15 protein-coding genes are annotated in these 13841 nt (G+C 41.3%); 14 read left to right on the forward strand and 1 reads right to left on the reverse strand.

Annotated features, from left to right (window positions below):
* Positions 1 to 9: 9 nt before the first annotated feature.
* The 4 genes from qcrB (at position 10) to ACF3OH_RS06420 (ending at position 2888) form a co-directional block, all read left to right on the forward strand.
* Positions 10 to 684: a menaquinol-cytochrome c reductase cytochrome b subunit gene (gene qcrB / locus ACF3OH_RS06405; protein ID WP_204589164.1), complete on the forward strand. Its 675-nt coding sequence runs from the start codon at positions 10 to 12 to the stop codon at positions 682 to 684.
* A gap of 39 nt (positions 685 to 723) precedes the next feature.
* On the forward strand, positions 724 to 1503 hold the full coding sequence (locus ACF3OH_RS06410; RefSeq protein WP_392456440.1) for a c-type cytochrome: 780 nt from the start codon (positions 724 to 726) through the stop codon (positions 1501 to 1503).
* 65 nt (positions 1504 to 1568) lie between these two features.
* Positions 1569 to 2177: a DUF1405 domain-containing protein gene (locus ACF3OH_RS06415; RefSeq protein ID WP_392456442.1), complete on the forward strand. Its 609-nt coding sequence runs from the start codon at positions 1569 to 1571 to the stop codon at positions 2175 to 2177.
* A gap of 33 nt (positions 2178 to 2210) precedes the next feature.
* A complete protein-coding gene (locus ACF3OH_RS06420; RefSeq protein ID WP_392456444.1) occupies positions 2211 to 2888 on the forward strand; it encodes a zinc metallopeptidase in 678 nt (225 codons plus the stop codon).
* Positions 2889 to 3097: 209 nt separating this feature from the next.
* On the opposite strand, the gene ACF3OH_RS06425 is transcribed toward ACF3OH_RS06420, so the two are convergent.
* Positions 3098 to 3967: a YitT family protein gene (locus tag ACF3OH_RS06425; RefSeq protein ID WP_392456445.1), complete on the reverse strand. Its 870-nt coding sequence runs from the start codon at positions 3965 to 3967 to the stop codon at positions 3098 to 3100.
* A 90-nt stretch (positions 3968 to 4057) separates the two neighbouring features.
* Here ACF3OH_RS06425 and ACF3OH_RS06430 point away from each other — a divergent pair, with 90 nt between their 5' ends.
* The 10 genes from ACF3OH_RS06430 (at position 4058) to ACF3OH_RS06475 (ending at position 13833) form a co-directional block, all read left to right on the forward strand.
* On the forward strand, positions 4058 to 4393 hold the full coding sequence (locus ACF3OH_RS06430; RefSeq protein ID WP_392456447.1) for a nucleotide pyrophosphohydrolase: 336 nt from the start codon (positions 4058 to 4060) through the stop codon (positions 4391 to 4393).
* The gene (gene dapB / locus ACF3OH_RS06435; protein WP_392456448.1) at positions 4390 to 5160 is read left to right on the forward strand and encodes a 4-hydroxy-tetrahydrodipicolinate reductase; all 771 of its coding nucleotides are present in this window, start codon (positions 4390 to 4392) and stop codon (positions 5158 to 5160) included. The genes ACF3OH_RS06430 and dapB overlap by 4 nt, the downstream gene beginning before the upstream one ends.
* A gap of 11 nt (positions 5161 to 5171) precedes the next feature.
* A complete protein-coding gene (gene mgsA / locus ACF3OH_RS06440; protein WP_392456451.1) occupies positions 5172 to 5579 on the forward strand; it encodes a methylglyoxal synthase in 408 nt (135 codons plus the stop codon).
* Complete coding sequence (bshA, locus tag ACF3OH_RS06445) at positions 5569 to 6717, forward strand: N-acetyl-alpha-D-glucosaminyl L-malate synthase BshA (protein ID WP_392456454.1); 1149 nt, start codon at positions 5569 to 5571, stop codon at positions 6715 to 6717. Before mgsA ends, bshA begins: the two co-directional genes overlap by 11 nt.
* A complete protein-coding gene (locus ACF3OH_RS06450; RefSeq protein ID WP_392456457.1) occupies positions 6707 to 7846 on the forward strand; it encodes a CCA tRNA nucleotidyltransferase in 1140 nt (379 codons plus the stop codon). The genes bshA and ACF3OH_RS06450 overlap by 11 nt, the downstream gene beginning before the upstream one ends.
* Entirely contained in the window at positions 7836 to 8828 is a 993-nt protein-coding gene (locus ACF3OH_RS06455) for a biotin--[acetyl-CoA-carboxylase] ligase (protein ID WP_392456459.1), read from the forward strand. Before ACF3OH_RS06450 ends, ACF3OH_RS06455 begins: the two co-directional genes overlap by 11 nt.
* A gap of 192 nt (positions 8829 to 9020) precedes the next feature.
* The gene (panB, locus tag ACF3OH_RS06460) at positions 9021 to 9857 is read left to right on the forward strand and encodes a 3-methyl-2-oxobutanoate hydroxymethyltransferase (RefSeq protein ID WP_204589174.1); all 837 of its coding nucleotides are present in this window, start codon (positions 9021 to 9023) and stop codon (positions 9855 to 9857) included.
* Positions 9854 to 10699, forward strand: a complete 846-nt coding sequence (gene panC / locus ACF3OH_RS06465) for a pantoate--beta-alanine ligase (protein ID WP_392456462.1) — start codon at positions 9854 to 9856, stop codon at positions 10697 to 10699. Before panB ends, panC begins: the two co-directional genes overlap by 4 nt.
* Positions 10692 to 11075, forward strand: coding sequence for an aspartate 1-decarboxylase (panD, locus tag ACF3OH_RS06470; protein WP_204589176.1), 384 nt, complete (start codon positions 10692 to 10694; stop codon positions 11073 to 11075). Before panC ends, panD begins: the two co-directional genes overlap by 8 nt.
* 82 nt (positions 11076 to 11157) lie before the next feature.
* Complete coding sequence (locus ACF3OH_RS06475) at positions 11158 to 13833, forward strand: helicase C-terminal domain-containing protein (RefSeq protein ID WP_392456464.1); 2676 nt, start codon at positions 11158 to 11160, stop codon at positions 13831 to 13833.
* The last annotated feature ends 8 nt before the right edge of the window (positions 13834 to 13841 follow it).

Below are 13841 nucleotides of genomic sequence, written 5' to 3' on the forward strand. Positions count from 1 at the left end.
TACGACATCGTGCTGAACAAGATTTATGATTGGGTAGATGAGCGTCTCGATATTACACCAATTTGGCGTGACATCGCAGACCATGAAGTTCCTGAACACGTAAACCCTGCACACCACTTTTCGGCGTTTGTGTATTGTTTCGGAGGATTAACGTTCTTTGTTACAGTTATTCAAATTCTTTCAGGTATGTTCTTAACAATGTACTATGTGCCGGATATTGAAAATGCATGGAACTCTGTTTATTATCTTCAAAATGAAGTGGCATTCGGAGAGATTGTTCGGGGTATGCACCACTGGGGAGCATCGCTAGTTATCGTTATGATGTTCTTGCATACATTGCGTGTTTTCTTCACAGGTTCGTATAAAAAACCTCGTGAATTAAACTGGATGGTAGGAGTAGGAATCTTTGGTATTATGTTAGGCCTTGGATTTACGGGTTACTTGTTACCATGGGATATGAAAGCATTGTTTGCAACAAAAGTAGGTATTGAGATTGCAGCTTCGGTTCCATTTATCGGTGGAGCAATTAAGACATTGTTAGCAGGGGATGAAGTAATCCTTGGTGCGCAGACACTTACACGTTTCTTCGCAATTCACGTATTCTTCTTACCAGCAGCATTGTTCGGATTATTAGCAGCTCACTTTATCTTAATTCGTCGTCAAGGTATTTCAGGTCCACTATAATAGGTTAGTGGAAAAAGAGGATAACAAGGAGGGGACTTCATGCATCGCGGAAAAGGTTTAAAATTCGTGGGTGACTCTCGTGTTCTGCATCCATCTAGCCGTAAGAAAAAGGGACCTAAAGATTACTCTGAGTATCCAGGGAAAACAGAAGCGTTTTGGCCAGACTTTCTACTAAAAGAATGGTTGATTGGTTCTGTATTCTTAGTAGGTTATCTAATTTTAACGGTATCGCATCCAGCACCGCTGGAGCGTCAAGCAGATCCGACTGACACTGCATATACTGCATTACCAGACTGGTATTTCTTATTCTTATACCAACTTCTGAAATATGAATTTGCATCAGGACCATATAACATTATTGGTGCAATCATTATTCCAGGTATCGCATTTATGGCACTACTTCTTGTACCGTTCTTAGATACGTCGAAAGAACGTCGTCCATTCAAGCGTCCTCTACCAACTGGCTTTATGCTTCTTGCAATCGCGTCTATGATCTTCCTAACATGGGAGTCTGTAGTGAACGTAGATTGGGATGCAAAACGTGCAGCAGGTGAGATTCGTGAAGAAGTAGCTGTAGAATTCGATGAAAACTCCGAAGGCTATCAATTGTACTCCACATCGTCCTGTATAGCATGTCACGGGAATGCCTTTGAAGGTGGGCTTGGACCAACTCTAGTTGGTACTGGTCTATCAGCTGAAGAGATTTATGACATCGCTGTAAACGGTGTAGGTACTATGCCAGCTGGAACTTATCAAGGAACAGATGAAGAGCTTCAACAGCTTTCTGAATTCATCTCAACTTTAGAACCAGCAGAATAATACTTCTAAAAGAGAGTCAGTCATGACTCTCTTTTTTTTATCACTTGATGAGAGGACTACGAGTTATGATGACACTCATTCGTTCCGTATTGTATGCAAAGCCGTTTATGTGGCTGTTGTTTGTTGTGAACTTACTGGGTACGATTTACGGGTATTATTGGTATAAAGGACAATTGTCTATCACGGAACCCATCTACTATATTTTCGTTCCGGATAGTCCGACTGCAAGTTTGTTTTTCACACTTGCCTTATTAGGCTGGCTGTTAGGGAAGAATTGGCGACTAATCGAGGCGTTAGCTCTAGTCACGCTTGTAAAGTATGGGTTATGGGCAGTTGTCATGAATTTGCTGACCATTGGAGTAGATGGACCCATCGGACCTGTCGGATGGATGCTTGTGATTTCCCATTTTGGGATGGCCGTTCAAGCGATTCTTTATTTCCCGTGGTACCGCTTTGGCTGGATTTCATTGAGCATTGCAGCTATTTGGACACTGCATAATGATGTGATTGACTATGTATTTGGGCAGATGCCTATTTATCGTTCACTTCTCGAATTTTCATCACAAATCGGCTATTTTACATTTTGGTTATCAATAGGATGTATAGCACTCGCCGCTTGGAATATAAGTACGAAGCGATACATGACATTTGATAATTTGATCAAGAGTCGATAAAATAGAGGTATATCAGAAAAGAGGGGGAAAACAGTGGGTTTTCTAATTTACTTTGCTGTCCTATTAATTTTACCGCTTTATGCACAATTTAAAGTGAAGAGTACGTATAAACGGTACTCAAAAGTTCGATCAACATCTGGTATGACGGGTGCACAAGTTGCACGCACGATACTAGATGCACACGGTCTACAAGATGTTCAAGTCGTTGAGAGTAAAGGATTTTTAAGCGATCACTACAACCCGATGACGCGTATCGTTGCTTTATCGTCTCACAACTTTCACGAGGCATCTGTAGCGGGAACTGCGATTGCCGCACACGAAGTTGGACATGCGATTCAACATAAAGAAGCGTACTCGTTCTTAACAATTCGTCACAAGTTAATACCTGTTGCGAATATCTCTTCGAATGCTTCTTGGATCTTTATTCTAATTGGTATTTTATCGACAATACCAGAAATGCTATTAGTCGGTATTGGTTTACTTGCAGCTGGTGTAGTTTTCCAACTTGTAACTTTACCAGTTGAGTTCAATGCCTCAAGTCGTGCCATGAATGAAATGGTCAGTCTGAACCTAATTCGCAATGAAGAAGAACGTCATGCGAAGAAAGTATTGAACGCAGCAGCTATGACGTATGTAGCAGCAGCGGCAGTAGCAGTACTTGAGTTACTTCGTTTGATTCTAATCTATACAGGTATGCAACGTAGCGAATAAATAAAAACTGCTCAGAGCATTTTGCTCAGAGCAGTTTTTTTATGATTTACTCGGCATTTCTGGACGAGCTGTTTCACTTTTCTTATTGTCTAGTTCCACAGGCTAGAAATACACTCCCAAATCAGTCGCACCCGCAGAGACGAAAAGAGTCTCTACGGGCACGCCAGATTTACTCGGCATTTCTGGACGAGCCTGTTCCACTTTTCTTGTTAATCAAATGGCTTTTTATTCTCATCCAGCGTAAAGCCCTCGCCCATGACGTCATGTACATCCACTATCGAAACGAATGCATGTGGATCAACAGAAGTAATAATACTCTTTAATCGAACAATCTCGTTTCGACCGATGACACAGTAGAGCATTTCTCGTTTCGCTTTTGAATAGAACCCGTGCCCATCCAGTACTGTCACGCCGCGATCCATTTCTTTACCGATACGCTCTGCGATTTCCGCCTGGTGATCAGAGATGATAAATGCCCCTCGACCCGAGTAAGCACCTTCTTGCACGAAATCAATGACGCGAGCACCGATAAATACAGCAACAAGTGTATACATCATTGAACGTTCGTCTAAGAATGTTAACCAGGATAGTAAAATAACTCCTGCATCGAATAAGAACATTGTCTTTCCCATACTCCAGCCGACGTATTTGTGCACAAGTCGCGCCAAAATGTCCACGCCACCTGTTGTACCTCCGTACCGGAAAATGATTCCAAGTCCCACTCCGACAAAGACTCCGGCAAACAGTGAGGCTAAGAATAAATCGTTTTGTAAGCCGATTTGTACTTCATACACTTGAAAAATCTTTAAAAATACTGAAACACTGACAGTTCCAATCAATGTGTACAAAAATACTTTACGTCCCAAGAGCTTCCAGCCGATAATAAACATTGGAATATTTAATAATAAGTTCATGAGTGCAACGTCCCAGCCAAGCACAAAATAAAGTATCAATGTGATTCCTGAGAATCCACCTTCTCCCAGTTCATTTTGGATATTAAAATGAACAAACCCAAAGCTGAAAATCGCAGCTCCGAGCATGATAAAGAAGATGTTTTTAAATTTTAATCCTAATTTCATTCCATCCACCTCAATCCTCATTATCTGTCATTTGCTACGCTTTGACAACAACTCTTTCAATAGCTACGATAAACAGTAAGGAGTGGTGAAATGGAACAAAAAACGATGCATCAAATGCAACAAGAAGTCGATACATATATTGGTCAATTTAAAGAAGGATATTTTCCTCCGATGGAATTGCTGGCACGTCTGACGGAAGAACTTGGAGAGTTATCTCGTGAAGTACAGCATCTTTATGGCATGAAAAAAAAGAAAAGTACGGAAACGGAAAAAGCGATTGAAGAAGAGCTCGGAGACTTCTTATTTGTTCTCATCTGTTTTGCGAATGCGCAAAATATTGATATGCAACAAGCACTAGACCGAGTAATGGAGAAATTTAACACGCGTGATAAAGACCGCTGGACGAAGAAGGAGGAACTACAATGATTCGTGTAGCTATCGCAGGACCTCGTGGTAAAATGGGAGAAGAAGCTGTTAACATGGTAGTGGCACATGCTGAATTTGAACTTGTATCCGTCCTAGATTCAAAACAGTCAGGTCTAGATTTAGGTTCTGTACCTGTATATACATCAATTGAACAATTACTTGAGGAAACGAACCCGCAAGTCTTTATTGATTTAACCACACCTGAACTAGGTATGAAACATACAACCGCAGCAATTCAAGCTGGTGTTCGCCCAGTAGTTGGAACAACAGGGTTTACACAGCAGGACTTAACGGAACTTGAAGAGCTTTGTGAAAAGACTCAAATCGGTTGTATAATTGCGCCGAATTTTTCAATCGGAGCTATTCTTATGATGAAATTTGCTGAACAGGCAGCTCGTTATATGCAAGACGTAGAAATCATTGAGATGCATCATGATAAAAAGTTGGATGCTCCTTCTGGTACAGCAGTAAAAACTGCGGAGCTCATTCAAAATAATCGTCCTGCGCATCAACAAGGCCATCCTGAAGAACAAGAGTCTATCGAAGGCGCACGCGGTGCAGATTTAGAAGGTATTAAATTACATAGTGTACGACTACCTGGGTTAGTGGCTCATCAACAAGTATTGTTTGGTGGAGAAGGACAACTTTTAACATTGCGCCATGATTCTTTTACACGTGGTTCATTTATGCCAGGGGTTGCACTATGTATTAAAGAAGTCATGACAACAACAAAACTTATTTACGGGCTCGAAAACCTGATTGATTAGGAGATGACGATATGCGCATTGCACTCATTGCACATGATAAGAAAAAGGATGATTTGATTCAATTTGTAACAGCTTATAAAAATACTTTAGTAAAACATGATTTATACGCGACGGGAACAACGGGAAGTCGTATCGAAAGGGAAGTCGGCGTATCGATTCATAAGTTTAAGTCTGGCCCACTCGGTGGCGATCAGCAGATTGGTTCAGCAATAGCAGATAACTTGATGGACATGGTCATCTTTTTTAGAGACCCATTAACTGCTCAACCTCATGAGCCAGATGTAACAGCTTTGATTCGCTTATGTGATGTTTATCAAATCCCATTAGCGACTAATATGGGCACCGCAGAAGTACTTTTAAAAGGTATCGAAGAAGGATTTTTGGACTGGAGATTATTGGAGGATCGTCGTGACCGCTAATAGCAGAAAGTTAAAAATTGGGATTACATGTTATCCAACTGTAGGTGGATCTGGCATCATCGCAACGGAACTTGGTAAACAACTTGCTGAACGTGGACATGAAATCCACTTCATAACATCTAGTATGCCCTTTCGCTTGAAAGGGTTTTATCAATCTGTCACCTATCACGAGGTCGAAGTGAATAATTATTCTGTGTTTCAATATGCGCCATATGACATCGCCCTTGCAAACAAGATAGCCGAGGTCATTGATGATGAACAACTCGATGTGTTGCATATGCATTATGCTATCCCCCATGCTGTCTGCGCAATTTTAGCTCGTGATATGGCAAAGCGTGATGTAGGAATTGTTACAACGCTTCATGGAACAGATATTACAGTACTTGGCGTAGATTCTTCTTTAAAAGGAGCCATCCGGTACGGAATTGAAAAATCAGATATAGTGACGGCAGTTTCAAACTCACTTGCGAATCAAACAATGGATTTAATTGAACCAAACCAAGAAATTCGAACTGTCTACAATTTTATTGATACAGCTGATTATCATCCACAAGATGTAAGCCATCTACGTAAAATTCTTGGGATAGCCCCTGATGAAAAAATAATTTTACACGTCTCGAATTTCCGTAAAGTCAAACGTGTACAAGACGTTGTTGAAACGTTCTCATATGTTCGTAAACAAATGCCGTGTAAATTATTGCTGGTAGGAGATGGACCGGAACGGCATCCGATTTTAGAACAAACAAAAGGGACGGCTTATGAACACGATATATTATTTTTAGGCAAACAAGAGAATGTAGCCGAATTATACGCGCTTGCAGACTTGTTTTTGTTGATGTCAGAAAAAGAATCGTTTGGGCTTGTTCTATTAGAAGCAATGGCATGTGGCGTACCTTGTATTGGAACAGATATTGGAGGAATCCCAGAAGTCATCGACCACGGTGAGAATGGATTTATCGTTCCTGAAGGGGCAGTTGAACGCGCAGCATTGCTTGCAGTTGAACTGTTAACCAATGATGAAATGTTTGCGACATTTAAAGAAAACGCTTTGCAAACTGTTCACTCAAAATTTAACAGTGACACCATTATTTCTCAATATGAGAATCTTTACTATGAGGTAGCACGCTATGACGACTAATTGGACACATGCATTTGAAGTGGTCAAGATCCTTCAAGAGGCAGGTTACCAAGCGTATATTGTAGGCGGAGCTGTGCGCGATCATCTACTTGGCATTGCTTGCAAAGACATTGACGTAGCAACAGATGCATTACCAGAGAACGTTCAAGAACTTTTTCCAAAGACATTTGCAACCGGTATTGCACATGGTACAGTTACGGTGCTCCACGGTGATGCAATTGAAGTGACCACATTTCGTGTGGAATCAAAGTATATCGATAAACGAAGACCTTCCGAAGTACGTTTTGTGCGCGAGTTGAAAGATGACTTAAGCCGCCGTGATTTCACCATCAATGCTCTTGCAATGGGGATTGATGGTGAAATTATAGACTACTACGGTGGAAAAGAAGATTTACAAAATAAACTTATTCGGGCAGTTGGTCAACCAAAGGAGCGCTTCGAAGAAGATGCGCTCCGTATTCTTCGGGGTATTCGGTTAGCAGGTCAGCTCGGCTTTTCCATTGAAACTCAAACACGGCAAGCTATGACAGAGGCGAGTCATCTCTTACCTTGGATTGCAAAAGAACGCATCAAGCAAGAAGTGTCTAGAATATGGACCATGGTTGACCCTGAGATTTCGCTTCGTGAATTAAAACACCCACATTTTGATGAGTTTTTGCCAGGTGTTTTTACCATTCTTCCTGAGCGTCACACACCATTTGAATCTACTGCCGAAGGATGGGCATTGTTTCATTATTTCCAGTCTGACACGTATGAGTTTCCTTATTCAAATGACGAAAAGCGATTAAATAAAGAAGTAGTTGCTTTAATGAAGCGTGTATCAAAGGAAGGTTGGACCTATCGATCTGTTTTTAATTCAAGTGAGAGTGCAGTGCGAGTTTGCTGGGAAATCTCACAAAGCAAACCTTTTGCTACGAAACAACACCTTCTCCGTTGGCTTCAAGATGCACCAATTCGCTTTCCAAAGGATCTTGCACTGTCCGGACACGACTTAATGCAACTAAAACAGCGTAATTCAGGTCCATGGATCAAAAAGACGAATGAACGGATGGCTGACGAGATTTTAGCCGGCAACATTCTGAATACACGAGATGCATTAAAGAAGTGGGTGCTTGAACATGTCGAATAAACAACAACTACTATCCTTTCTTATGAACGCTGAAGAACCAATTTCTGGTGAACATCTCTCCGAACAATTAGGAGTATCCCGTACAATGATTTGGAAGTATATCAAATCGTTGAAGGAAGATGGACACGAAGTGGAAGCTATCAAGAAAAAAGGGTATGTTTTAAAGCAGCTGTCGTCTCAATTATCAGTTGAGACGGTTTCACCTTATTTAGAAACAACTCACTTTGCACGTGCTTTATATTATCTTGAGAGCTGTCCTTCTACCCAATTTGTAGCGAACGAACTGCTAGTAAAAGGCAAAGGTATGCATGGACTGGTCGTTGTCAGTGAAGAACAGACAGCGGGAAAAGGCCGTTTAAATCGACAGTGGGTATCGTCAAAAGGAAAAGGTCTTTGGACTACATGGATTGTTAAACCAGACTTGCTCCCTCATGAAGCACCACCTATAACATTAGTGGTGGCGCTAGCTCTTGCCAAAGCTATTCATTCAACGACAGGGATACAGGTCGATATTAAATGGCCCAATGACCTTTTAATTGATGGGAAAAAAGTCGGTGGGATTTTAACAGAGTTACAAGCAACGCCTGATAAAATCGAAGCCATCTTACTAGGGATTGGTATTAATGTATTGCAGGCAGAAGAAGAATTAAACCAGGACTTAACAAAACGTGCCACTTCACTCGCAATCGAATGTGACACTCCTGTTGACCGCACCAAACTACTTGCAGCTATGGCAAATGAACTTGAACAAGCCATTACGACTTTTGAAACACAGGGCTTTCGCCGCTTTCAAGTAGAGTGGGAACGACACTCGACTATGATAGGAAAGAAGGTCACAGCGACAACAGTTCGTGAAACGATTCAGGGAATTGCCCTTGGTTTAAATGAACATGGTGCATTACTTGTTCAAACGGGTGACGGCGTACGTACGTTATTCTCAGGCGATGTTACACTGAGTGGAAAACTGGACACATTTTCATAATATGCTACACTGAATTTGGATGGTATCTCTTGAGAACCATACCTATTGTAAGACTTGAACCTAACATATCGCCTTGATCAGTTTCTGACAGGGACGGAAAAAACCAATTCTGGCTATTTTTCTGCCCCTGCGTCTTTTTGCAGGGGCTTTTAGTATGGTTTTTTCCTTCTGAACACTAAAGGAGGGAAAACAGTGAAATCTACAACTCAATTTAAAGCGATGAAAATGAAGTATGAAAAGATTACGATGGTAACAGCTTATGATTACCCATCTGCCAAAGTAGCCGAACAAGCAGGGATCGATATGATTCTAGTGGGCGATTCATTAGGCATGGTCGTGCTCGGGTATGATTCAACGATTCCTGTAACTGTGGATGATATGATTCATCACGGGAAAGCCGCAAGACGCGGTGCACCTGATACATTTTTAGTCGTTGATATGCCATTTGGTGTTTGTCATTTATCAACGGACCAAGCACTCCGTTATGCGATTGAAATGATGCAGAAAACGGGTGCAGAAGCAGTGAAAATTGAAGGGGCAGGAACGATGATTCCGCTCATTGAGCGATTGACGGCTGCTGGGATTCCAGTTGTTGCACACCTCGGTTTGACACCACAAAGTGCAGCTGTCCTTGGAGGATTCAAAGTACAAGGGAAAACATCGTCTGAAGCATTAAAAATACTCGAAGATGCTAAAAAAACAGAGCAGGCTGGAGCATTTATGCTCGTGGTAGAATGCATTCCTCATCAGCTCGCCAAACAACTCTCAGAAGCATTGACGATTCCGACAATTGGTATTGGAGCTGGGAAAGATGTAGACGGTCAAGTCCTTGTTTTCCATGACTTAATAGGCTACGGAACGCATCATATACCGAAATTTGTGAAACAGTATGCGACCGTATTCCCAACGATGCAACAGGCATTGGCAACTTATGTGGATGAGGTGAAGTCTCTCACATTTCCAAGTGAAGCCCATCAATTTGTTATGAAAGAACAAGAAACGATTGCCTTGTACGGAGGAAAGAAATGAAACTGCTTAAAACAAAACAACAATTACGCGCATGGCGCAAAGAGCAGAGCGGGCCAGTTGGTTTCGTTCCAACAATGGGCTATTTACACGAGGGGCATGCTGAATTGCTAAAGGCATCTGTAGAGCAAAATGATGTAACAGTGCTCAGTATATTTGTAAACCCCACACAGTTTGGTCCAAATGAAGATTTAGACAGGTATCCACGTGATTTTGAGCGGGATCAAGCTCTAGCTGAATCACTCGGTGTAGATGCAATCTTTTATCCTTCAGTAGAAGAGATGTATAGCACCACAACAACTCTCTCTATTCAACCAGGTGCTATGGCCACGAAACTTTGTGGAGCAAGTAGACCCGGTCATTTTGATGGAGTTCTGCAAATCGTTACAAAACTCTTTCATATTGTTCAACCAACAAACGCTTATTTTGGGCAAAAAGATGCCCAACAACTTGCACTAATTGAATCTCTTGTTGAATCCTATGATTTTCCTTTAACCGTGCACCGTATCCCAACAGTTCGTGAACAAGATGGACTGGCGAAAAGCTCTCGAAACGTTTTTTTGAATAACAAGGAACGCAAGGAAGCAGCTGTCCTTTTCCAAGCGCTTCAACACGGAAAAGAATTAGTGGAGTCCGAAGCGCGGACAGATGATGTGATTCGATCTGTGAAAGCGATGATTGAAACAAATACGTCTGGCCGAGTAGATTATGTGGAGCTGTTGAGTTATCCAAATCTTGAAGTGCAAGAAAATGCGCCACTCTCAATTTTAGCGACAGCCGTTTTCTTCACAAAAGCCCGCCTTATTGACAATATATTAATAGAAAGAGTGAATGCCCATGCTTAGAATGATGTTAAACAGTAAAATCCACCGAGCGACTGTAACGGAAGCCGATTTAAATTATGTAGGAAGTATAACAATCGACCAAGACCTGTTGGATGCAGTTGGCATGCTTCCGAATGAAAAGGTCCATGTTGTGAACAACAATAATGGTGCCCGTTTTGAAACATACATTATTGCAGGAAAACGTGGCAGTGGTGTCATATGTGTAAATGGAGCAGCTGCGCGATTAGTGCAAAGAGGGGATATTGTCATTATTTTATCGTATGTCTATATGATGAATGATGAAGCAAAATCGCATAAGCCGACTGTAGCCATCATGAACGAAGATAATTCAGTTCGAGACTTGATTTCCTACGAACCAGAAGCAACAATTCTATAATTCAAAAAGCGCCGGTTTCTACGTGAACCGGCGCTTTTATGTTACAATTCTAAGGAATCTAAAAGTACTGTGAGTGAACGAGATGAATGATGTATATGCAGTGGTGGACTTAGAGACAACAGGGAGTTCACCAAAAAATGGAGACCGAATTATACAAATCGGTATTGTACGAATAGAGAAAGGGGAGATTGTCTCTACCTACTCTTCTTTTGTGAATCCAGAAAAACCGATTCCATACTTTATTCAGACACTTACACATATTGGGAACGACGATGTCAAACATGCACCTTTGTTCTCAGACATCGCGCACGAAGTGGCAAAACAACTAGAAGGTGCGATTTTTGTAGCGCATAACGTCAACTTTGATTTTCCGTTCATTCAAGGTGAGTTGAAACGTATCCAACAACCCGCTTTAAAGAATAAAAAAATTGATACAGTCGAGTTTGCACGACTCATGTTTCCGACAGCACTTAGCTACAAGTTGAGTGAAATCACAGTTGAACTTGGTATTCCTTTAGAAGATGCCCATAGAGCGGATGCGGATGCATACGCAACTGCAGAGTTGTTTTTGTCATGCGCGAAAAAGTTGACGACCCTATCTCTTCCAACTATCGAGAAATTACATAAGCGCTGTTTTAAATTGAAATCGCATTTAGCTCCATTATTTTTTGAGGCATTGAAAAAACAGCAGCAGCAGCTGACAACACGAGTGGAGAGCACGCAACCAATCGAGAGAGAGTTGCCTGCTTATCCTGATTCCTCTTCTTCAAAAATGGAGCTTTTGTCGACAATTTATCCAGGAGCCCAGGAACGTCCTGCTCAATTCCGTTATATGGACGCGGTCCATAGTGCACTAGTTAGTAAAAAAGAAGTCGCACTCGAAGCGGAAACAGGCATCGGAAAAACAATCGGTTATATACTTCCTAGCATCAGTTATGCTAACGAATCTCGGAAAAAAGTAGTGATTTCAACATATACCAACACTCTTTTGGATCAATTATACGAAGGTGAATGTGCAACACTGTTGAGTCATTTTCCACAATCTTTCCGTGTGTCTAAACTAAAATCCTATACACATTATCTCGATTTGAATTTATTTGAGTTACGTTTAGCAAGTCGAGATGAATCGTATGATGAAACGTTCGCGCTCATGCAGCTTCTCGTCTGGTTAGAAGAAACGACTACAGGCGACTTAAGTGAATTGAATACTACAGGTGGTGGACAACTGACGCTTGATAAAGTCCGAAAACATCAACGAACACCACAATTTGCAAACGATTTTTACGAGCGTGAATACCGTCGCGCGAAAGATGCAGATATTATTTTAACGAATCATGCGATGCTTGCAGGGCAACCTGAAATTCTGCGCTCGCTTGATCACGATATCGGTGCAGTTGTTATTGATGAAGCGCATCATTTCTTAACTGCGGTTCAAAAGCTTAATGAAAAAGTCATTTCATTTACAGAGTGGAAATACTTACTCAGTCAGTTTGGATTTGTGGACAAGACGCAAATTGGCTGGAAGCTTGAACAGATTGAATCGTACGCGTCAAAATTAGTAAAAATCAAAATCAAGACAGAAACTGTGAACGATGTCTTTGAACTGCTTACAAAGCAGTTGACAGATTGGACCAATCAACAGCGGACGAGTCGTGGAAATTCAAAGCTCCAGCTGCAGTTGACAGATCATAAGGATCTTTTTGTAGATCTCGTACAAGAAGTCAATCGTCTTGTAAGCCTGTATGATGCATTTCTTTATGAAAATGACATATCTTCTAAGGTTGTAAAAGAAGATGTGTTGTACTGGGTTCGTGAGTTACGAATCGCTGCATATGATTGGGAAGAGTTTGTAGATCAGCTCTCAAATGAGGCAAGTTGGGTAGAGGCAGACAAGCGAAGTCTACCGAGTTCATTTGTCTTTCATCAGCGAAAGCTTGATCAGCAGCTGACGACTGAGAAGCTGCTCGCTCCTCTTCGTGAAGGAAAAGCACTTATTTGGACGTCTGGTACTTTAACCGTGCCAAAGCAACCGTGGTTTATTTTAGATCAATTGTATTTACCAAAAGAACTGACGATTCAACGCTTTCAGGCAGAACCAGACTTTTACAAAGGAGCCGAAGTCTTTGTCGTCAAAGATGTCCCTGATGTTACCCAAGTGGATCAAAATACGTTTATCGAATCGATTGCAGATGTCATCATTCAAACTGCTCAAGTAGCAAATGGCCGTATGTTTGTATTGTTTACATCTCAAGATATGCTAAGAAAGACGGTTGAATTAATTGAAGAGACTGACTTACTTAGTGAGTATTTATTAATCGCACAAGGTATGAATGCTGGTAGCAAAATGCGCATGTTACGTACTTTTCAACGCTTCCCGAAAGCGATTTTGTTCGGAACAACAACGTTCTGGGAAGGAATCGATGTGCCGGGAGATGCACTTTCCACAATACTATTAGTTCGATTGCCATTCACAAGCCCTGATGATCCCTATTTTAAACAAAAAGCAGATCAGTTAACGAAGCAAGGGCGCAATGCTTTTACGCAGTATGCACTACCGGAGGCAATTATAAGGTTCCGACAAGGGTTTGGGCGCTTGATTCGTAGCCCGGAAGAAAAAGGAGCTTTTATAATTCTCGATCGTAGAATTGAAACAAAATCGTACGGAAAAGATTTTTTAGATGCCATTCCACAAGTTCCAAAAAAACAAGTTTCCATTGAAACGATGGTCGATACATTAGAAACTTGGTATAATAGCTAAGTATATTG

The sequence above is a fragment of the Chryseomicrobium aureum genome (genome assembly GCF_043182735.1).
Lineage (GTDB): Bacteria > Bacillota > Bacilli > Bacillales_A > Planococcaceae > Chryseomicrobium > Chryseomicrobium aureum.